This is a genomic window from Mycobacteroides sp. H003 (assembly GCF_001440135.1).
GTDB lineage: Bacteria > Actinomycetota > Actinomycetes > Mycobacteriales > Mycobacteriaceae > Mycobacterium > Mycobacterium gwanakae.
The window spans coordinates 140,855-161,663 of record NZ_LJYL01000010.1; the positions used below are offsets into that span (position 1 = coordinate 140,855).

Consider the following 20,809-nt stretch of genomic DNA (forward strand, 5'->3'; position numbering starts at 1 on the left):
TTAGTCTGTTTGATCTGTGGTGTACCCGTTATCGGCACTCACATTAGCCCAGGGGGTGAGCCATTTCGTCCCGGCCCAGTCGCGCGACGATATGGGCGATGACCGCCAACACCAGCGGCGCCACGCCAGCGATGACGAACACCGTGGTGTTGCCGATGATGTGCGCCACCGGAACCACCAGTGCGAACGAGGCGGGCAGGCCGACGAGGGACACGAAGAAGTCCATGCTGGCCGCGCGGCCGAGCATCTCCTCGGGCACGCGACGCTGCATCAGGGTGCCCCAGATGACGTTGGCCGCCTGCATGGTGCCGCCCACGATGATCATGGCGAGGGCGATCATCCAGACGCGTCCGGTGAACCCGATGAGCAGCAGGGGCAAGGACCCCGCTCCCCACATCAGGATCATCACCGTCAGGTACCGGCGGGCAAGAGGCAGTGACGACACGATGAAGGACCCGGCCGCGCCAGCCAGACCGAACAACGCCAGCACCGTGGCATGTGTGCCTGGGTCTCCGCCGTGGTCCCGGATGACGAACGGCAGCAGAATCTCGATGGGCCCGACGACCACCAGCACATAACCGATCGCGAACAGCAGCGTGGCGAAGAACCACGTGGTGCGCACCATGTAGCGGAACCCCTCCGCCAAATCGGCCAGCGCACGGCGCACGGGATGCTGACGTACATCGGGCGCGGCGGCCGGCTCGTGGGTGTGCCGAACCAGCAGCAGACAGCCCAGACCCGCCGCCACCAGCGCACCCTCCAAGAGGAACGCCCCACCCGGTGACCACACGCTGACGATGGCGGCACTGACCGCGGGACCGGCCGCGAGCTGCATCACGGGCCGCAGCACACCTTCGATTCCGTTGGCCGCCAACAGCTCATCGGCGGGCAACAAACTCGGCAACAACGCGGTGTAGGCCGGGATGTAGAAACCCTCGGCGATCCCGAACAACAGTGAGTTGAGCGCCAGATGCCAGATGTGGGCGGCACCCGTCAGCGCGAGCGTCGCGGTGGTGAACATCAGCACCGTCTGCACGGCCAGCGAGCACCGCATCACCCACAACTTGGGCAGTCGATCAGCGGCGACACCGGCGGGCAGCACGCTGATCAGTAGACCCACGCTGAAGGTGGTGCCGACGATGGCCACCTGCGCCGGCCCGAGTCCCATTCGGATGACCTGCCAGACAAGCGCCACCGTCCACATGCCATTGCCCAGCAGGGTCACCGCCAGGCCCAGAGTCAGCAGTCGATAGTCGCGATGCCGCAGCGGACGCAGTGCGCGCGGGAGTCCGGTGCTCTGATGGTGTGGCTCTTCGCCCGAAGAGTCCTCGGGCATTTCCCCAAGGACCGCTTCGGTTTTCACCTGCTTAGCGAAGTCCACCGATTCAGGGTACGAAAGCGCTCCGACAATTCGCCATCGGTTTTCGCTCGGCGTGAGGGGACTTGTTACGCCTCTTCGAGCAGCTCCGGGGTCACCGCGGACTCGGTATCGGGGATACCGTCGGTCTTGGCCTTGCGGTCGGCCATCGAAAGCAATCGCCGAATACGGCCCGCGACAGCATCTTTGGTCATCACCGGATCGGCGAGGCGGCCCAGCTCCTCAAGTGATGCCTGCCGGTGCTCAACGCGCAGCTTTCCGGCGGCCGCGAGATGGTCGGGCACTGTGTCGCCAAGGATTTCCAGGGCACGCTCCACGCGCGCAGCCGCAGCGACCGCAGCACGCGCGGACCTGCGCAGGTTCGCGTCGTCGAAATTCGCGAGCCTGTTCGCCGTTGCTCGCACTTCGCGGCGCATCCGGCGTTCTTCCCACGTCAGTCGGGTGTCCTGCGCGCCCATCCGGGTGAGCAAGGCACCGATGGCCTCGCCATCGCGAACCACCACCCGATCACTGCCCCGCACCTCACGCGCCTTCGCGCTCACGCCGAGCCGTCGGGCCGCACCCACCAGGGCCAGCGCGGCCTCCGGTCCCGGGCAGCTGACCTCCAGCGCCGAGGACCGGCCGGGTTCTGTCAGCGAGCCGTGTGCCAGGAACGCGCCACGCCAGGCGGCCTCAGCATCGGCCACGCTGCCGCCGACCACCTGTGCCGGCAGCCCGCGCACCGGGCGGCCCCGCAGATCGAGCAGACCGGTCTGCCGCGCCAACGCTTCTCCGTCCTTGGCGACGCGGACCACATAACGAGTGGTCTTGCGGATACCGCCCGCGGACAACACGTGCACCACGGCGTTATAGCCGTACAGATCGAAGATGTCCTTGCGGAGACGCCGCGCGATACTGCCCTGGTCGACTTCTGCCTCGACGACAACCCGGCCGCTGACGATATGCAGTCCGCCGGCGAACCGCAGCAGCGACGCGACCTCGGCGCGGCGGCTACTGACCTGAGTCACCACCAGGCGGCTCAGTTCGTCTTTGACCTCGGCGGTCATCGCCACGGGGTGTCCCCTCTCTGAATTCCATGCTGCGTGCTCCCGCCCCCCGCTGCCAGGCGCACCGTGGATTCGGCATCTGTTCCCGCGGCCGCGGCCGCGCTACCCGTTCGTACTCGATCCAAGACCGCCGACAGTTTCGCAGGGTCATGTAAATGTGTACCAGGGCGCGAGACGTCAGCGAACTGAACGTGCGCATTGAACAGGGCGGCTGCCCTGGTCAAGTGGTCGCGTTCGGTGTCATCTGCGGATGCGGATTCGACGACGATGTCGTGTACACCGAACTCGGGCGCGTGTTGCGAGAGTACGTGCAAATGACGCTCCGCGGAAAAGCCCGCCGTCTCGCCCGGCTCCGGTGCCAGATTCAGGATCAGGGCCTTGCGGGCCTGGGTCTGCTGCAAAGCAGCGAAAAGTTCGGGCACCAGGACATGCGGGATGACACTGGTGAACCAGGACCCGGGCCCTAAAACCACCAGGTCGGCGGCCATGATGGCCTCCACGGCCTGCCGGGTGGCCGGCGGGTTGCCCGGATGCATCCGTACGCGGCGCACCTTGCCGGGGGTAGTCGCCAGCGCCACCTGCCCGCGGATCACCCGGCTCATCCGCGGGTCGGACTCCAGACCGGATACGTCGGCCTCGATCTGCAACGGAATCGGGCACATCGGCAGCACCCGGCCGGTGATGCCGAGCATGCGGCCCATCTCGTCGAGCGCGGAGACCGGATCGGCGAGCATGTCGGTGAGCCCGGCCAGGATCAGGTTGCCGATCGGGTGCCCCGCCAGCCCGCCATTGCCGCCCAGGCGGTGCTGGATGGCCGTGGCCCACATGCGCCCGCGCGGGCTGTCGGAGGCGAGCGCCGCTAACGCCATGCGCAGATCGCCGGGTGGCACGATCCCGAGCTCGGAACGAATTCGCCCGGACGAGCCGCCGTCATCGGACACCGTGACCACGGCGGTGATGTCATGGGTGAGCCGTCGCGCCGCCGAAAGTGTGGCGTACAGACCGTGGCCACCACCGAGGGCAACGATCCGGGGTTCGCGGCGCGTGAACGGCTGGTCGATGCCGGGGTTCATTCGCGCCCCAAGTCGCGGTGCAATACCCGCACCGACAGGTCTTCATCGGGGGCAAAGGAAGCGGCCAGGGCCTCGGTGATCGCGACACTGCGATGCTTGCCGCCGGTACAGCCAACCGCGATTGTCATGTAGCGCTTTCCCTCTCGCCGGTAACCGTCGATGACGAGGTTCAGCAGCCGATGGTAGGTGTCCAGGAACTCGTCCGCGCCGGGTTGGCTCAATACGTACTGGCTCACCGACGGATGCTGACCGGTATGCGGTCGCAGCTCGTCAACCCAGTGTGGGTTCGGTAGAAATCGGACGTCGACGACCATATCGGCATCCATCGGTAGCCCATATTTGAATCCGAAAGATTCCACGGTGACGCTCAGATGTGCGACCGTCTCGGTGCTGAAGGCACGCTCGATAGCGGCACGTAGTGCGGGCACGGGCAACGACGATGTGTCGATGACCAGATCCGCCGAGGCCCGGATGGGTGAGAGCAACGTGCGTTCGGCGGCGATGCCCTCGGCAAGGGTCTGACCGCCCTGCAGCGGGTGACTGCGCCGGTTCTGTTCGTAGCGGCGCACCAGGCTCTCGTCGGATGCCTCCAGGAAAAGCACACGTGGGCTGATCCCCCGGGTGGCCAGGTCGGCACGCACCGATTCCAGATCGCCGGTGAAGCCCCGGGAGCGAACATCCATCACCACCGCAAGCTGCGTGATGCGTGAACCCGCGGCAAGACCCAGGTCCACCATCCGGGTGATCAATTCGGGCGGCAGGTTATCGGCGACATACCATCCCAGGTCTTCGAGCACCTTGGCGGTGGTGCCGCGTCCCGCGCCCGATAGGCCCGTGACCAGGACGACGTCGATATCGGCGTTCGCGGGTCCGCTGGCCACGCTAAGAGGATCGATTGTCATCGACTCCATTTTCGACCATGGCGGGCAGTGGTGCTTCGGTTGCACCGGAAGTCGCCTCCGAATTGACTGGACCAACGAGCGCCTCACGTACCGCCAGTGCGGTGGCCGCACCGATGCCCGGAACCGCGGTGATCTCCTCGACGCTGGCCTTCTTGAGCTGCGCCACCGAACCGAAGTGCGAGACGAGCGCGGCCCGGCGCGCCTCCCCCAGCCCCGGTATGCCATCGAGCACCGAGGCGGTCATCCGCCGGGACCTCTTGCTGCGATGGAACGTGATGGCGAATCGGTGCGCCTCGTCGCGAACACGCTGCAGCAGATACAACGCCTCACTCGTCCTCGGCAGAATCACCGGATCCGGCTCACCCGGCACCCACACCTCCTCGAGGCGCTTGGCCAATCCAATGACCGCGACATCGGTGACACCCAGCTCGCTCAGTTCGGCAGCGGCCGCGTTGACCTGGGGCGCGCCCCCATCGACGACGAAAAGGTTGGGCGGATAGGCGAACTTCCTCGACCTGCCTTCCGGAGCCGCAACGCCGGCGACGTCCAACCCCGGAGCCGCAACGCCGGCGACATCCAATACCGCACCACTGTCACCGTGAACCTGCTGATCCTGCACGTGCCGGGCGAATCGGCGCCGCGTCACCTCCGCAATGGACCCGACGTCGTCGGAGCGCCCATCCCCGGCAGCCTCCCTGATGCTGTAGTGGCGGTAGTCCGACCGGCGGGACAGCCCATCCTCGAAGACCACCAGCGAGGCCACCACGTCGGTGCCCTGGACATGGCTGATGTCGATGCACTCGATGCGCAGCGGCGCCTGCTCCAGGCCGAGCGCATCCTGAAGCTCCTGCAACGCCGCCGACCTTGTGGTGAGATCGCCTGCGCGCTTGAGCTTGTGCTGCGACAGGGCCTCTTTGGCATTGCGCTCCACCGTCTCGGCGAGCGCCTTTTTGTCGCCACGCTGCGGTACCCGCAATGAGACCCGGGAACCCCGTAGACCGGTCAACCAAGAGGTCATGCCCTCGGCATCACGCGGCAGCACCGGCACGAGAACCTCACGCGGCACCGGGGCCACGTCGGCATCCGTGTCGGCGACATAAGCGAGATCGGCCTGGTCGCCGTAAAACTGAGTGAGGAACTGTTCGACGAGTCCCTCAAGATCGGAATCGCCCGGGTCCCCCGACTTTTCGACAATCCAGCCACGTTGGCCGCGAACCCGCCCACCACGCACATGGAACACCTGCACCGCGGCTTCCAGCTCGTCGTCGGCGAAGGCCACCACATCGGCGTCGGTGCCATCTCCGAACACAACAGTCTGTCGCTCCAGTGCACGCTGCAAGGCAGAAATGTTGTCGCGCAGCCGCGCCGCCCGCTCGAAATTGAGTTCCTTAGCCGCGTGGTTCATTTCACGTTCCATGTCCCGGGCCAGACGATCCGTCTTGCCAGAGAGGAAGTCGCAGAAATCGAGAACGATCTCCCGGTGCTCTTCGGCGCTCACCCGCCCGATGCAGGGCGCCGAACATTTCTCGATGTATCCCAGCAAGCAGGGGCGGTCAATCTGTTTGTGCCGCTTGAACACTCCGTTAGAGCAGGTGCGGGCCGGGAAGACCCGGGTAAGCAAGTCGAGCGTCTCCCTGATCGCCCACGCATGCGAGTACGGGCCGAAGTAACGCACGCCCTTACGGCGAGGCCCGCGATAGACGAACAGCCGCGGGTACTCCTCGTTGAGCGTGACGGCGAGCACCGGATACGACTTGTCGTCGCGGTAGCGCACATTGAAGCGCGGATCGAATTCCTTGATCCAGTTGTACTCGAGCTGCAGCGCTTCGACCTCAGTGCCCACCACGGTCCACTCCACGCTGCCCGCAGTGGTGACCATCTGCCGGGTACGCGGATGCAGACTGGCGACATCGGCGAAGTACGAGGTGAGCCGGCTACGAAGGCTCTTGGCCTTGCCCACGTAGATGACCCGTCCGTGCGGATCACGGAATCGATAGACCCCCGGCTCGACGGGTATCGAGCCGGGAGCCGGTCGATAGGTCGAGGGATCAGGCACGTATCCAGGCTAGTCGCGGAGTCCGACTAACCCTGGCGAGCAGAGCACGTCCGGCCCGGCCCGTCAGTGGTCGGACCAAGGAATCCCCAGCAGCTCCTGCTCAACCTCGGACTCCCACACGCCAAATGGATCGTCCGCGTAGATCTTGCATCGATAGTGCTCGGGGTCTTCGTGCGGGGCGCACGGCGGAATGTCCGCGTGCGCAGCGTTCAGACTTGCAGTGGCAAACAACGCCAATGCGGCCATTCCGATGATGGATCCTCGCTTCAGGAGGCCAGTGATAAATGCAACACTGCGCATCGCCATTGCCCCCTATTCCGAATCGCCGACTGATTCAAGCGACTCGGCACTGCACCTGCTCTTGAAATCGGTGAGTGGCCGACGAATATCCTGAAGATCTTGTTTTACATCCGGGTGTGAGCTCATGTACTGCCGCAGTTCAGTACGAATTTCCTTAGCATTTTTGCCCTTCAAACCGGACAAGAAGTCATTCACGTCAGGGTGCGTGTGCAGATAGACCGATTCCGAGGCGGAAACCCCCGCCACAATCCCCGCTAAGTCAGCAGCCGAGCAGTCGGGCGGTTCGGCACTTGGGTCTGCGTGAGCAATATTACAAAGAAATACACCCCCGATAAGCATCGACGACACGCATCCAGACATCACCTTCGCCACGGCTATTCGCATAAACAACAGTATGCATCGAGCTAACGTTGTTAACCCATTGATGGGTAGCTGTTTACTTGATCAGGCTCAATCGTTGGATTGCTGTTCATGCGACAACCCGGCACGTATCCGCACCCGACCAGGCTGGGCCCCGCACTTAACGCAGCTCAGAATCACGGGCTTCCAGACGCGGCGCGTGTGATCGGCTAGCCTGAAAAGAGAATCAACTACAAGGTGAGGGCTTTATGACGGTGCGTAGATTGCCTGGTGGATTCATACCCGTCCTGCTCGTAGCGGCTTCCAGCTTTTCTCTGGCGACGGCGATTCACGCGCAGGCCCGACCGTCGAACGACGCCGATGCGGTGATCAACAGCCTGCAGGCCAGCGGCTATCGCGTCACCGTGACGAGAATCGGATCCGGTCATCCAGATAACTGCACCGTCCAATCCGTCAATCAGCAATCGCCGGTTTCCAACGTCGCCAGCGCGCGTGATATGCGCAACAGGCCGACATCAGTTCCAGTCTCCACCAAGGTCGCCCACGTCACGCTGGCGTGCTGACACAGAAGGACGAATTGAATGAAGTTCGGCATTAGTTCCCTGGCCACCGCATTGCTGACGATGAGCGGGATCGCCTTGTCACCCGCGATCGCCGCGGCCGATCCCGACACCCCGGCGCCCGCACCGAATTCTGAAGCCGCCACGCGCACAGCGATACTTCCCGTCTTCGCGCAGGAGGGCATCAAGGTCAGGACCGGTAAACCCGGCGAGCTGCTGACAATCCACCTGCCCGACAGCGCACCCCTCATGCCCGCCGAATGGGGCCCCGACGGAGAGGCGACCTATCGGTCTGCCGACACCGACTTCACGGTGACTCCCCTTGTCGACGGCGGCGAGTACTTCACCATCGTGAAGAAGAACCCTTCCGACTCATTCGACTACAACCTGCACCTCGCGCTTCCCGCGGGCACACACTGGGTGCGTCATGACACCACGCTGCTGATCGAATCCGATGCTGGTCCGGATCAGCCGCCACTGCTGGTCGGGATGTTCGCATCCCCGGCAGTAACCAACAGCAAGGGCACCGCGATCCCGCTGACCGTCACGATCGATCCCGATGGCCAGTCGGTGCTGTCCGCCCGGAGTTCTGAACTCACCAACACGCCCGTCGAAATCGGTTTCTCCTACCACCCGGTGGATCTCACGCGGTAGCCGCTAACGTCATGGAACTGTGAGGATTCCACCACGACCGCTAGCCGTCCTCGCCCTCGCCGCACTCGTGACGGTCGGCTGCTCGACCGACCACGCAATGCGTCCGGGCGCCGGATCCGAGCCGTGCAGCATCGTCACCAATGGCGTTCCCGTCACGAACACCGCCACTGCGGGTCCCTCCGGGGAACACGATATCTCCACCAACCCCGAGGTCGCGACCGGCTATCGCACGGGCATGACTGCCGTACGCACTGCCAGCTTTGCCGTCGCGACGGCCAACCCGCTGGCCACCCAGGCGGCCTGTCGGGTGCTACGCGACGGCGGCTCCGCGGCGGACGCATTGATCACCGCGCAAGCCGTCCTCGGGCTCGTCGAGCCACAATCCTCCGGGATCGGTGGCGGAGGTTTCCTCGTCTACTACGACGCCAAGACCGGTGCCGTCGAGACATACGACGGCCGCGAGGTGGCTCCCGCGGCCGCCACCGAAAACTATCTGCGCTGGATCGATGACGCCAACAGAGCCAAGCCCATGCCCGATGCCCGATCATCGGGCCGCTCCATCGGGGTTCCCGGCATTCTTCGTTTACTCCACGACGCCCATTCCGCGCATGGCACCGTTTCATGGCGCGATTTGTTCACACCGGCAGTTCAATTGGCCGACGAAGGTTTCGAGATCAGTCCGCGCCTCGCCGCCGCCATCGGCGACTCGGCGGCCGGCCTAGCCATCGATCCCGAGGCGGGCACGTACTTTCTCAACCCCGACGGGTCAGCGAAATCCGCGGGGACCAGGCTGACCAATCCGGCTTACGCGAAAACCCTCGGCGCGGTGGCCACCGACGGACCTGAAGTGTTCTACCGGGGCGCCATCGCCGAGGATATCGTCGCGGCGGCAGCAGATACCTCGTCCGGCCGCACCCCGAGCCTGATGACGACGGCCGATCTCTCCGGGTACACGGCCAAGCGCCGTGAATCCCTCTGCACCACATACCGCGATCACGAAATCTGCGGTATGCCGGCACCATCCTCGGGTGGCATCGCCGTCGCCGCCACCCTGGGCATCCTGCAGAACTTTCCGATGGCCTCCTACCGCCCCACCGACGTCGACCTGGACGGCGGTAGACCCACGGTGGACGGAGTGCACTACATCGCGGAGGCCGAGCGGCTGGCCTACGCCGATCGCGACAAGTACGTCGCCGATACCGATTTCGTGGCACTGCCGGGTAATTCACCCAACACCCTGCTCAACCCGACCTACCTCAGCGCACGTGCCAGGCTGATCTCCGGCGATAAGACGATGGGCACCGCCAGGCCCGGCGAATTCAACGTTCCAGCCTCTGCAGCGGTGTCCACTCCCGAACACGGCACCAGCCAGGTGACGGTCGTCGATAGGCAAGGCAATGCCGCATCGCTCACCACGACAGTGGAATCCGCATTCGGCTCATTCCACATGGTCGACGGCTTCATCCTCAACAATCAGCTCACCGACTTCTCCGCCGAGCCCGTGGGCAAGGACGGGCTTCCCATTGCCAACCGGCTACAACCAGGAAAACGGCCGCGCAGCTCCATGGCCCCCACCCTGGTCTTCGAACGTGCGGAGTCCGGCAAGCGTGGCGCCCTGCTGCTGGCGCTGGGTTCTCCCGGCGGTGCGGTGATCATCCAATTCGTGGTGAAAACCCTTGTCGGCATTTTGGATTGGGGACTCGACCCGCAACAGGCGGTTTCCATGGTGGACTTCGGCGCCAACAACTCACGCAAGACAAACGTCGGTGGAGAACACCCCAACATCGACGCGCACAACAACGGCTCCGATGATCCACTGGTCCAAGGGCTGCGCAGTCGCGGACACACTGTCGATGTCGCCGACCAGTCCAGTGGGCTGTCGGCGCTGGTGCGACGAGGTCAGGGGTGGATCGGCGGTGCGGATCCGCGCCGTGAGGGCCTCGTCATGGGTGACACGGGGTAAGCACCCAGATCAGCCCAACTCGCCCTGCCCGGCCCCGTCGATCACGCCCGCGCGCGAAGTGTCCTTGAGTGACACGCCAGAACGGCCCAACCGGCGCGCGCCACCGACCAGACTCGCCGCGATGTGTGCGGCCTCCCGGTAACTGAGCCCGTCCGGCGGGTGGATATTGGAAATGCAGTTGCGGTCGGCGTCGGTACAACCCGGGCGCGGCAGATGCGTGAGATAGATGCCGAGGCTGTCGACAACGCTGAGGCCCGGGCGCTCGCCAATGATCACAATCAGCGTGCGGTACCGTCCCTGCGCGGCGATGTGATCGCCCAGCGCCACCCGGGACTGCGTGGCGATCACGGGTGCGGCCAGGCTGTAGGAAACGCCAAGCTGCAGAACGAGTTCGCACAGCAGCGGGACGCCGTGGCGCATGAGGGCCGTGGGTGACAGACCATCGGCCAGCACGAAGCCGATATCGGCGCCTTCCCGCGGCACCGACGACAAGTCCGCCGGCAACCGCCCGAGGTCGGGTCTGCGTAAATACTCTGCGCGCGAACTCACTTGACTGGTGACCACCGTGGGTGCCCCCAGTCCGATACCACCGACTTCGGCGGTGAGACGCTTAGTGTCCAGGGGCACGTGGACCGCATCGCGGGCGGCCGCGTGCGCGGCGGCCAAGTCCAGCACATCCCGCGTGTGCAGCGCATTGCCCGCCCGGTCCAGACCGATCCGGGCCTGGGTGTTCACCCTCAGTTCTTTCCAAAACTTTTGGCGGGCAACATCACCTGTCGTCATCAGGCACCCGATGCCGTCAGCGCACGCAACGGCGAGCTCATCACGTCAAAGGGAGTGAGAGCGCCGGCTTCGTCGACCATTCCGATGGCACGCAGCCACTGTTCGAACTCGGGTGCCGGACGCAGGCCCAGCGTCCGGCGCGCTTGCAGGACATCATGAAACGACAGACTCTGGTAGCCGAGCATCACATCATCGGCACCGGGAACAGTGATGACGAATGCCACCCCGGCCGCGGCAAGCAGGATCAGCAGTGTGTCCATGTCGTTCTGATCTGCCTCTGCGTGGTTGGTGTAACAAACATCGACACCCATCGGCAGACCAAGCAGCTTGCCGCAGAAGTGGTCCTCCAATCCGGCGCGGATGATCTGCTTTCCGTCGTAGAGGTATTCCGGCCCGATGAATCCGACAACGGTGTTGACCAGGAATGGCTCCAGATCGCGGGCCACCGCGTAGGCGCGCGTTTCGAGGGTCTGCTGATCGACAGGTTTGTCGCCGGTACCCAGGTGGGCCTGGGAGCTCAGCGCCGAACCCTGCCCGGTTTCGAGGTACATGACGTTGTCACCGACGGTCCCGCGCCGCAGCGCCCGGGTCGCATCGCGACCTTCACGCAGCAACGCAATGTTCACTCCGAAAGCAGAATTGGCGCCCTCGGTGCCGGCGATCGACTGGAACGTCAGATCTACCGGCGCGCCCCGCTCGATCAATCCGATGGTGGTGGTGATGTGTGACAGGACGCATGACTGGGTCGGAATGTCGTAGCGCGACCTGATGGAGTCCAGCAGATGAAGCAGCTCCGAGGTGGCTTCCGGCGAATCGGTCGCCGGGTTGATACCGATCACCGCGTCACCGCACCCCAGAAGCAGTCCATCGAGCACGGCTGCGGCGACACCCCGGGGATCGTCGGTGGGGTGATTCGGTTGTAGCCGGGTGGCCAGCGTGCCCACGCCACCGACCGTGGTGCGGAAAGCCGCGCTCACCCGCATCGCCGACCCGACCGCGACCAGGTCTTGATTGCGCATGATCTTGCTGACCGCCGCCGCCATCTCCGGGGTTACCCCGGCAGACACGGCAGCGATGCGCTGAGCGCCGTCGTCGCGGGAAGCACTCTGCAGCAACCAATCCCGAAAGCCGCCTACCGTCAGATGCGAGATGTCCGAGTAGGCGCGACGATCGTGGCTGTCGATGATCAGCCGGGTCACCTCATCGGTTTCGTAGGGCACCACCGCTTCGTTGAGAAAAGTGTCGAGTGGCAGGTCCGCGAGAACCCATGCCGCGGCTGCCCGTTCGGCATCAGACTCCGCCGCGCAGCCGGCCAGCTGATCACCCGACCGCAGCGGCGTCGCCTTGGCCATCACGTCCACCAGCCCGTCGAAGGCGTAGCTGACTCCCGCGACCTGTTGCCGGTACTTCACGTGAGCTCGCTTTCCGCCTCCGCCAGCATCGCGAACTCCTCGTCGGGCGAATTCGCCACCAAACGGTGGCGGCTGTACAGCGCGAAATAGACCATGAATGCCGCGAACACCGCCAGGCACAAGCCCGCGGCGACCGGGTTGACCAGGAAGGTGGCTATGACCGCCAGCACCGCGATGGCCAAAGCGAAGCCGGTGGTGACCACACCGCCCGGGGTACGGTACGGCCGCGGCATGTTGGGCTCGCGCACGCGAAGCACGATGTGGCTGACCATCATCAGCACATAGCTCAGGGCCGCACCGAAGACCGCCATGTTGAGCAGCAGGTCGCCATGCCCCGTCAACGACAGCGCGAACCCGATAGCGCCGGGGACGATCAGCGCCAGCGTGGGCGCCTTCCGCGAATTGGTCACCGACAGCACCGTCGGGAGATAGCCCGCACGCGAGAGCGCGAACAGCTGCCGTGAGTAGGCGTAGATGATCGAGAAGAAGCTGGCGATGAGTCCGGCCAAGCCGATGTAGTTGACCAGCTTGGCGGCAGTGCCGTGGCCGAGCGCCTCGACCAGCGGATTGCCCGAGTCCGACATCTGTTCCGCGCCACCGGCACCCGTGGTCAGCACCAGTGCGATCGCACAGGTCACCAGCAGCACGCCAATCGCCGCGGTAATCCCTCTCGGCACATTGCGTTCCGGATTGGCGGTCTCCTCCGCTGCCAGCGGTACACCCTCGACGGCCAGGAAGAACCAGATCGCGAACGGGATGGCCGCCCAGATACCCAGGTATCCATGCGGCAGGAAACTAGAAGCCCCGGCCGCGCCCGCATCGACCGCGATGTTGGTGAGATTGTGAACGTCGAACTGGCCGGCCGCCGCAACCGCGAAGATCAACAGGCCCACCAAGGCGATCGCGGTGATCACGAACATCACCTTGAGCGCCTCGCCAACCCCGGATAGGTGGATCCCGATGAACAACGCATAGGCGGCCAGGTAAACCCACCATCCGTTGGTGATGCCGAACAGACCCAGCGATTGGACATACGCGCCGATGAAGGTGGCGATGGCGGCCGGAGCGATCGAGTATTCGATGAGAATTGCTGTGCCCGTGGCAAATCCGCCCCACGGGCCGAGCGCACGGCGCGCGAAGGTGTAACCGCCGCCGGCCGTCGGCAGCGCCGACGAGAGTTCGGCCATCCCCAGCACCAGTGCCAGGTACATGCCGGCGATCACCACGGTGGCGATGGCCAGCCCACCGAAACCACCTTGACCGAGGCCAAAGTTCCAGCCCGAATAGTCGCCGGACACCACGTAACTCACGCCGAGACCGGCCAGCAGCAGCCAGCCCGCGCTCCCCGATTTGAGTTGGCGCTTGCGCAGATAGTCCGCGCTTTCCAGATGCTCCTCGACGAGGCCGTGCTTGGTGATCGCCATATCGTTTCCTTGCTCTCCAGAGATCAATTCAGTTGAATGACTTCGCTTTCGAGTGATGTCGCCAGTGGCGTTACTCAGAAGAAGCCCTGTGCCTTGGAGCTGTAGGACACCAACAGATTCTTGGTCTGTTGGTAGTGATCCAGCATCATCTTGTGGTTCTCGCGGCCGATACCCGACCGTTTGTAGCCGCCAAAGGCGGCATGCGCGGGATACTGGTGATAGCAGTTGGTCCACACCCGGCCGGCCTTGATGTCACGCCCGGCGCGATAGGCGATGTTGCCGTTGCGACTCCACACTCCGGCGCCCAGCCCGTACGGAGTGTCGTTGGCGATGGCGATGGCGTCGTCGTAGTCCGCGAAGGAGGTCACGGCCAGCACCGGCCCGAAGATCTCCTCCTGGAAGATCCGCATCGAGTTCGTGCCGGCGAAGACCGTGGGTGTCACGTAGTAACCGCCCGACAGATCGCCCCCGAGCTCGGCCCGCTCACCACCGGTAACCAGCCGTGCGCCTTCGGATTTGCCGATGTCTATGTACGACATGATCTTTTCGAGCTGCTCGTGGGAGGCCTGCGCCCCCATCATCGTCTCGGTGTCCAGCGGATCACCCTGGCGGATGGCCTTGGTACGGATGGCGGCCAGCTCCAGGAACTCATCGAAGATGTCGGCCTGTATCAGGCTCCGCGAAGGACAGGTGCACACCTCACCCTGGTTGAACGCGAACATCGTGAACCCTTCCAGGGCCTTGTCCTGGAAATCGTCACCGGCAACCATCACGTCGGAGAAGAAGAGGTTGGGGCTCTTGCCACCGAGCTCCAGGGTGACCGGAATCAGGTTCTGGCTGGCGTACTGCATGATCAGCCGGCCGGTGCTGGTTTCGCCGGTGAAGGCTATCTTGGCGATCCGGCTGCTGGATGCCAGTGGCTTACCCGCCTCCACCCCGAACCCGTTGACGATGTTCACCACACCGGGCGGCAGAAGATCACCGATGAGAGAGAACAGGTACAGGATGGATGCCGGGGTTTGTTCGGCGGGCTTGAGCACCACCGTGTTGCCCGCGGCGATGGCCGGGGCGAGTTTCCAACTCGCCATCAGCAGCGGGAAGTTCCACGGGATGATCTGCCCGACCACGCCGAGGGGCTCGTGGAAGTGGTAGGCGACAGTGTCCTCGTCGATCTGCGAGAGTGAACCCTCTTGCGCCCTAAGGACACCGGCGAAGTACCGGAAATGATCGATGGCCAACGGGATGTCTGCGTTAAGGGTTTCCCGGACGGGCTTGCCGTTGTCCCACGACTCGGCCACGGCAATGGACTGCAGGTTGGATTCCATCCGGTCGGCAATCCTGTTGAGGATGAGCGCACGATCGGCCGGCGAGGTCTTACCCCAGCCCGGAGCCGCGGCGTGTGCGGCATCGAGAGCGTTCTCCACATCGGCCTCACCGGAACGCGGTATCTCGCAGAACACCTCCCCCGTCACCGGCGTGCGATTCTCGAAGTATCGGCCCTCGGCCGGGGGAACCCATTGCCCACCAATGAAATTCTCGTAGCGGGATGCGAAAGTCATCAGCGATCCCGGCGCACCCGGGCGGGCATAAACAGTCACGGCGTTCTCCTACCTTCAAGACATCACATGTGTCGGTGATCACTGAAGGTAGGTTTTGGCCCGTTGCAGCACGGTTGCAACTTTCGGCCAGCAGTGGCGGTGCTCAGGCGAGATCGGAGTCCAACGCAATGAGGTGGCCACGCGCTGCGGAGCGGCCGACAACGCCCGCACCATGATGATCGTGCAGCGCCTGCCATCCCTGGCGGTCATCGCGCGCCTCCGGCAGGTCGAGCCAACGGCGCAGCAGCTGCAGATCACCGTCGGCAAGCACAGCGCCGCGAAGGCTGGTGCTCAGCTCCAGGCGCAGCCGCGCAACGGCCGGCGCCGCCGAACGCGGCAACAGCTGGCCCGAGTAGTGGTCCATCGCCCTGGCGATATCTCCGGATCGAAGCGCGGCGAAAACATCACCCATATCGCTTCCCACCTGTTCGAGCAGCCGATACGGGCGGGACCCGATCAACTCGTCCCCCACGATGCGCCGCAATCGCGACATTTCGGCGCGGATGGTGACGACGTCGAGATCATTTTCGTCGAGCAGTATCGCCAGATGGTCGGCGCTCAGACCCTCCGGGTGGCGCAGCAATAGCGCCATGATCTCGGCATGGCGACCAGACAGCCGGCGCTGTCCCCCGTCGGTGCGCAAAATCGGGCGGTCAGCGCCGAGCAGCGTGACACGCGGTTCGGCATCACTTTCCGGCTGGCCCCGCCGCGGGTAGTTCAGGGCGATGAAATGCTCAACGGCGACTGCCGTCGCACGGACCAAGGCCAGCGTCTGGGCCGATGCAACGGCCGAACCGCCGGTGAGATCGATGCTTCCCAGGGGCTCACCGGTCAGCGGGTCGTGTATCGGCACCGCGGTGCATGACCATGGCCGGACCAGCCTGCAGAAATGCTCGCTGCCACGGATCTGCACCTCCCGATCCAGGGCAAGGGCCGTACCGGGGGCGTTCGTGCCCACGGCCCGCTCGCTCCAGTCGGCACCGGGCACGAAGTTCATCGACGCCGCCTTGCGGCTCGCGCCCGCGTCGCCTTCCACCCACAGCAGTGCGCCGTCAGCAGCGGTAACCCCGACAAGTACGCCCGAGTCCGTGGCATGGTCCACGAGCAGACGACGGATGACGGGCAGCGCGCCGGCCAGCGGATGGCTGCGGCGCAGCTCGGTCAGGCTCCGCGCGGCGGCCGCCTCGCCGGGACCACGGTCGGGATCGACCCCGGTCGCCAGACTCCGCTGCCAGCTTTCCGTGACGAGGCGCGGCAGCGGTATCGATTCCAGATACGAACCGTCTACCTGGCCCGCCACAAAGAGGTCGTGCGCGTTACGTACGGACGCCAGCGACGCCCGAACACCCCCGCGGCGCGCGGTAGTTCTCGTAGTCGCCACGTTCTCCAAGCTCTCTGCCCTGGCCATATTCGCAGGCACGGTCGGTATTGCCACGATACGTGGACATCGCCGCCAGGACCGGAAACTGAGTGAGATGGCCGTCCGGCCCGCTCATGACCGGCTAGGCCGTGGACGGCTCCGTGTACTTGACGACCAACCCGCGCAGCGCGTCCATCGCGTCGACGGCCCGCTGTTTGTCGATGGCCTGAATTGCCATCAACGGCTCGTATTCGTAGTCGTCCAGGTCCAGCCGTGCCCACTGCGCACCGGCGGGAAATGAGACTCCGACTACCTCGGACCACGGGATGAGTTTGGGACCCAGCACATTACGTACCTCGATCCCCACCACACCGGCACGTACCCGCGGACGCGCGAACATGAGGACCACACCCGCGATGACAAAGCCCACCAACGCGATACCGATCTGGTCGGAGGTCTTGAAGATCACCCCACTATTGGGCGAGATCTTGAGCAGCACCCCCACCGCGACATGCGCGGCCGCGATGATGAAGGCGGCGGCGTACACAAAGTACGGCGAGAGATGCGGTTTGAGGACGAGTTCCCAAGCGTCGTCCCGTGGCGATTCGGTCACGCCTCGGTCCACGGCTGACGGAGCCGGCGCAGGGTCAGCGCGGTGTCGAGCGCGGCCGCCGCCGCCTGGGCGCCCTTGTCTTCGGAGGATTCCGGCAGACCGGCACGGTCGAGGGCCTGCTGCTCGTTGTTCACGGTCAGCACCCCGTTGGCCACCGGTGTGCTGGTATCCAGCGAGACACGGGTCAGCCCGGTAGTCACCGCGTCGCACACGTAGTTGAAATGCGGTGTCTCACCTTGGATTACGACCCCGAGCGCAACGACGGCGTCATGGGTACGGGCCAACGCCTGCGCCACGACGGGTATCTCGATGGCACCCAGAACCCGGACCACGGTCGGACGATCGATTCCCGCGTCAGCTGCTACCCGCTTGGCGCCCTCCAGCAGCGCGGTGCAGATCTGGTCGTGCCAGGTGCTGGCCACTATCGCCAAGCTGAGACTCGACGCGTCACCAACCGTCAGTGACGGGATGCCCTCGCCGCTCACGCGCCGTCGGCCTCAGGGTGATCGTCAAGATCCGCCAGATCATGCCCCATCCGGTCCCGCTTGGTACGCAGGTATCGAATGTTCTCCGAGTTGGCGCGCACCGGCAGGGGCACCCGCTCGATGATGTGCAGGCCGTACCCGTCCAACCCCACACGCTTGGCGGGATTGTTGGTCAGCAGCCGCATGGACTTCACCCCGAGGTCCACCAAAATCTGCGCGCCCAAACCGTAGTCACGCGCGTCGGCAGGCAAACCGAGCTTGAGGTTCGCATCCACGGTGTCCTCGCCGGCGTCCTGCAATTGGTAGGCCTGCAGCTTGTGCATCAAGCCGATACCGCGCCCCTCGTGACCGCGCATGTACAGCACGATCCCACGCCCCTCCTTGGCCACCATCTCCATTGCCGCGTCCAGCTGCGGACCGCAATCACAACGGCGAGAACCGAATACGTCGCCGGTCAAACACTCAGAGTGCACCCGCACCAACACGTCATTGCCGTCGCCTTCGGGCCCCGAAATATCGCCCAGCACCAGTGCCACATGCTCGACGTCGTCGTAAATGCTCGTGTAACCCACCGCGCGGAACTCTCCGTGCTGAGTGGGAATCCGTGCCTCAGCGATCCGCTCCACATGCTTCTCGTGCTTGCGGCGCCACTCGATCAGGTCCGCGATCGATACCAGGGCAAGGTTGTGTTCGTCGGCGAAGACCCGCAGTTCCTCGGTTTGGGCCATCGCGCCCTCGTCTTTTTGGCTGACGATCTCGCAGATCACCGCGGCGGGCCGTAGCCCCGCCAGCTTCGCCAGATCCACCGAGGCCTCGGTGTGGCCCGGACGACGCAGCACCCCACCATCCTTGGCGCGCAACGGAACAACGTGACCCGGCTTGGTGAAGTCATCGGGTGCGCTCGTCGCATCGGCCAGCAGCCTCATTGTCGCCGCGCGATCAGACGCCGAAATCCCGGTCCCGATACCATTTTTCGCATCGACGGTGACCGTGTACGCGGTGCCGTGCTTGTCCTGATTCACCGCGTATTGAGGCAACAGTCCGAGGCGATCGCAATCCTCCCCGGCCAGCGGCACGCAGAGATAGCCCGACGTGTATCGCACCATGAACGCCACCAACTCCGGGGTGGCCTTCTCCGCGGCGAAAATCAGATCGCCTTCGTTCTCCCGATCCTCATCGTCGACGACGACGATGGCCTTACCGGCGGCGATATCGGCGACAGCGCGTTCGATGCTGTCCAACCTGGTCATGGGGACCACTCTCGTTAGGGGCGTGTGGGGCATGTTAATTATGAACCACCGCAAATCGAACGATTCGAGCGCTGTTCACTCAGCGGAACCGGGAAGCTAAGAGCGGTGCTCGAGCAGGCGTTCCACGTACTTGGCAATGACATCCACTTCGAGGTTCACCGGCGTCCCGACCTCGGCAGATCCGAGCGTCGTCAACCCCAATGTGGTCGGAATCAGCGACACCTCGAACCAATCCGGCCCCAGCGCCGACACCGTCAGAGACACCCCGTCCACGGTGATCGAGCCCTTTTCGACGACGTACCTGGCCACCTGCGCGGGCAGTGAGACGCGCACCACTTCCCAGTTCTCCGACGGAGTGCGGAGGAGCACGTTCCCGGTGCCGTCGACATGCCCCTGCACGATGTGCCCACCGAGTCGGCTGTTGACCGCGGCCGCGCGCTCAAGATTGACCTTCGTGCCGGTCCCGATCTTGTCCAGACTCGAGCGCGACAGCGTTTCCCCCATGACATCGGTGGTGAAGACTCCTCCGGGGCGCACCTCGACCACCGTCAGGCAGACGCCGTTGACGGCTATCGAGTCGCCATGTTTCGCGTCCTCGACAACCAGCGGACCGAGCACAGTGAGGCGGGCAGAGTCGCCGAGATCCTCCCTGCCCAGGACCTCGCCAAGCTCTTCAACGATTCCAGTGAACATGGAACCAGACTAGGACGGCCGCGCAGCGCTAAGCGTGCGTCCCCGCCAGCGCGCAGGCCATCTGAACGTTATGAGCGTCGGTATTCAGGTCGTTGGCCTTCCCGTTGACACCGTCGACCGGCGCCCGGACGCCCATGAGGATCATGAGCTTGTTGGCGTTTGTCGCCCACGAACGCATCGGATCGGCGATCGCCGGATCCAGCTCCGGAGTATTTGCCGCCTCATTGGCGAAAGAGGCGGCTTCACGGAGCGCGGCCCGTCCCGTGCCGTTGCTGGACGAGACATACACGTCGCTGTAATTGCCCTCCATACCCGCCAGGTTGTCGGCAAAATCGGAGTAGTTGGTGGCGGCGTAATCAAGTGCCGTCGCGAATTTGGCACACGCCTCGATCGCCGCCGGAGTGGCGGTATCGGAGGTGGGCGCGGGCGCGGACGCCATGGCGGGTCCGGGCGCTACCACGGTCTGCTGCGCGGGTTGTTCCGACGGATCCGGCTGATCGGGCTCCGCATACGCCGACGGCACAACCGTCAGCCCCATGCCGAGCGCAACCAGCGTGGGCACAACCGCCTTGCGGCACAGATGTAGTGACCTCATCGATTCCTCTCCAGATTCTCTGGTGCCGTGACCGTACCGGGAATTCCATAAGACGTCGCGTTAGGGCGGCACCGATATTCGATGGTGAGTTGCGGAATTGTCACAAGTGTGAACGAAAGTTGAACAACCGTTATACGGCGCGAAATTCGACTGACCGTTGAAAAGTGTGCTGGATACCCCTACGGGGTAGTCCCAAACGGCTGCCGCGAAACGGTAACGACACCAGTGGTTTTCGTCACAATCGCCGAGGCAGAAGGCTTTTCGCGTTTCAAATCATCGCGGTTGGAATGGTGTGTACCGACGT

20 protein-coding genes are annotated in these 20,809 nt (G+C 64.5%); 3 read left to right on the forward strand and 17 right to left on the reverse strand.

Annotated elements, in window-relative coordinates; genetic code table 11:
• Positions 1-43: 43 nt before the first annotated feature.
• From AOT87_RS06570 to AOT87_RS27590, 7 genes are all read right to left on the reverse strand, one after another.
• Complete coding sequence (locus AOT87_RS06570; RefSeq protein WP_030093499.1) at positions 44-1,267, reverse strand: MFS transporter; 1,224 nt, start codon at positions 1,265-1,267, stop codon at positions 44-46.
• A 179-nt stretch (positions 1,268-1,446) separates the two neighbouring features.
• Entirely contained in the window at positions 1,447-2,424 is a 978-nt protein-coding gene (gene whiA / locus AOT87_RS06575) for a DNA-binding protein WhiA (RefSeq protein WP_030093500.1), read from the reverse strand.
• A complete protein-coding gene (yvcK, locus tag AOT87_RS06580) occupies positions 2,421-3,497 on the reverse strand; it encodes a uridine diphosphate-N-acetylglucosamine-binding protein YvcK (protein WP_046253867.1) in 1,077 nt (358 codons plus the stop codon). Before yvcK ends, whiA begins: the two co-directional genes overlap by 4 nt.
• Positions 3,494-4,408 (reverse strand): RNase adapter RapZ, encoded by a 915-nt coding sequence (rapZ, locus tag AOT87_RS06585; RefSeq protein WP_057965939.1) that lies wholly within the window; start codon positions 4,406-4,408, stop codon positions 3,494-3,496. The genes yvcK and rapZ overlap by 4 nt, the downstream gene beginning before the upstream one ends.
• The gene (uvrC, locus tag AOT87_RS06590) at positions 4,380-6,455 is read right to left on the reverse strand and encodes an excinuclease ABC subunit UvrC (protein ID WP_057967982.1); all 2,076 of its coding nucleotides are present in this window, start codon (positions 6,453-6,455) and stop codon (positions 4,380-4,382) included. Before uvrC ends, rapZ begins: the two co-directional genes overlap by 29 nt.
• 63 nt (positions 6,456-6,518) lie before the next feature.
• On the reverse strand, positions 6,519-6,755 hold the full coding sequence (locus AOT87_RS28995) for a hypothetical protein (RefSeq protein WP_131727770.1): 237 nt from the start codon (positions 6,753-6,755) through the stop codon (positions 6,519-6,521).
• Between the two features lie 12 nt (positions 6,756-6,767).
• Complete coding sequence (locus AOT87_RS27590) at positions 6,768-7,094, reverse strand: heme-binding protein (protein ID WP_030093505.1); 327 nt, start codon at positions 7,092-7,094, stop codon at positions 6,768-6,770.
• 269 nt (positions 7,095-7,363) lie between these two features.
• Here AOT87_RS27590 and AOT87_RS06600 point away from each other — a divergent pair, with 269 nt between their 5' ends.
• The 3 genes from AOT87_RS06600 to AOT87_RS06610 are packed head-to-tail and all read left to right on the forward strand — an operon-like array spanning position 7,364 to position 10,292.
• Positions 7,364-7,678 (forward strand): hypothetical protein, encoded by a 315-nt coding sequence (locus AOT87_RS06600; RefSeq protein ID WP_057967980.1) that lies wholly within the window; start codon positions 7,364-7,366, stop codon positions 7,676-7,678.
• A gap of 18 nt (positions 7,679-7,696) precedes the next feature.
• On the forward strand, positions 7,697-8,329 hold the full coding sequence (locus AOT87_RS06605; RefSeq protein ID WP_030093507.1) for a hypothetical protein: 633 nt from the start codon (positions 7,697-7,699) through the stop codon (positions 8,327-8,329).
• 19 nt (positions 8,330-8,348) lie between these two features.
• Positions 8,349-10,292, forward strand: a complete 1,944-nt coding sequence (locus tag AOT87_RS06610; RefSeq protein WP_109398731.1) for a gamma-glutamyltransferase family protein — start codon at positions 8,349-8,351, stop codon at positions 10,290-10,292.
• Positions 10,293-10,301: 9 nt separating this feature from the next.
• Here the strand turns inward: AOT87_RS06610 and eutC are convergent, their stop codons facing one another.
• From eutC to AOT87_RS06660, 10 genes are all read right to left on the reverse strand, one after another.
• On the reverse strand, positions 10,302-11,075 hold the full coding sequence (gene eutC, locus AOT87_RS06615) for an ethanolamine ammonia-lyase subunit EutC (protein ID WP_057967978.1): 774 nt from the start codon (positions 11,073-11,075) through the stop codon (positions 10,302-10,304).
• Positions 11,075-12,487, reverse strand: a complete 1,413-nt coding sequence (locus AOT87_RS06620) for an ethanolamine ammonia-lyase subunit EutB (RefSeq protein WP_057967977.1) — start codon at positions 12,485-12,487, stop codon at positions 11,075-11,077. The genes eutC and AOT87_RS06620 overlap by 1 nt, the downstream gene beginning before the upstream one ends.
• Positions 12,484-13,911 (reverse strand): ethanolamine permease, encoded by a 1,428-nt coding sequence (gene eat, locus AOT87_RS06625; protein ID WP_057967976.1) that lies wholly within the window; start codon positions 13,909-13,911, stop codon positions 12,484-12,486. Before eat ends, AOT87_RS06620 begins: the two co-directional genes overlap by 4 nt.
• Positions 13,912-13,985: 74 nt before the next feature.
• On the reverse strand, positions 13,986-15,509 hold the full coding sequence (gene adh / locus AOT87_RS06630) for an aldehyde dehydrogenase (RefSeq protein WP_030093512.1): 1,524 nt from the start codon (positions 15,507-15,509) through the stop codon (positions 13,986-13,988).
• 103 nt (positions 15,510-15,612) lie between these two features.
• Positions 15,613-16,890 (reverse strand): helix-turn-helix domain-containing protein, encoded by a 1,278-nt coding sequence (locus tag AOT87_RS06635; RefSeq protein WP_057967997.1) that lies wholly within the window; start codon positions 16,888-16,890, stop codon positions 15,613-15,615.
• Between the two features lie 121 nt (positions 16,891-17,011).
• Positions 17,012-17,482 (reverse strand): PH domain-containing protein, encoded by a 471-nt coding sequence (locus tag AOT87_RS06640; protein WP_057967996.1) that lies wholly within the window; start codon positions 17,480-17,482, stop codon positions 17,012-17,014.
• On the reverse strand, positions 17,479-17,967 hold the full coding sequence (ribH, locus tag AOT87_RS06645; protein WP_057967975.1) for a 6,7-dimethyl-8-ribityllumazine synthase: 489 nt from the start codon (positions 17,965-17,967) through the stop codon (positions 17,479-17,481). Before ribH ends, AOT87_RS06640 begins: the two co-directional genes overlap by 4 nt.
• Entirely contained in the window at positions 17,964-19,217 is a 1,254-nt protein-coding gene (locus tag AOT87_RS06650; RefSeq protein WP_030093516.1) for a bifunctional 3,4-dihydroxy-2-butanone-4-phosphate synthase/GTP cyclohydrolase II, read from the reverse strand. Before AOT87_RS06650 ends, ribH begins: the two co-directional genes overlap by 4 nt.
• Before the next feature lie 96 nt (positions 19,218-19,313).
• Positions 19,314-19,910 carry a riboflavin synthase gene (locus tag AOT87_RS06655; RefSeq protein ID WP_030093517.1) on the reverse strand — a complete coding sequence of 199 codons (597 nt, stop codon included), beginning with the start codon at positions 19,908-19,910 and terminating at the stop codon, positions 19,314-19,316.
• 28 nt (positions 19,911-19,938) lie between these two features.
• Positions 19,939-20,505, reverse strand: coding sequence for a hypothetical protein (locus AOT87_RS06660; RefSeq protein ID WP_070917552.1), 567 nt, complete (start codon positions 20,503-20,505; stop codon positions 19,939-19,941).
• Between the last annotated feature and the right edge of the window lie 304 nt (positions 20,506-20,809).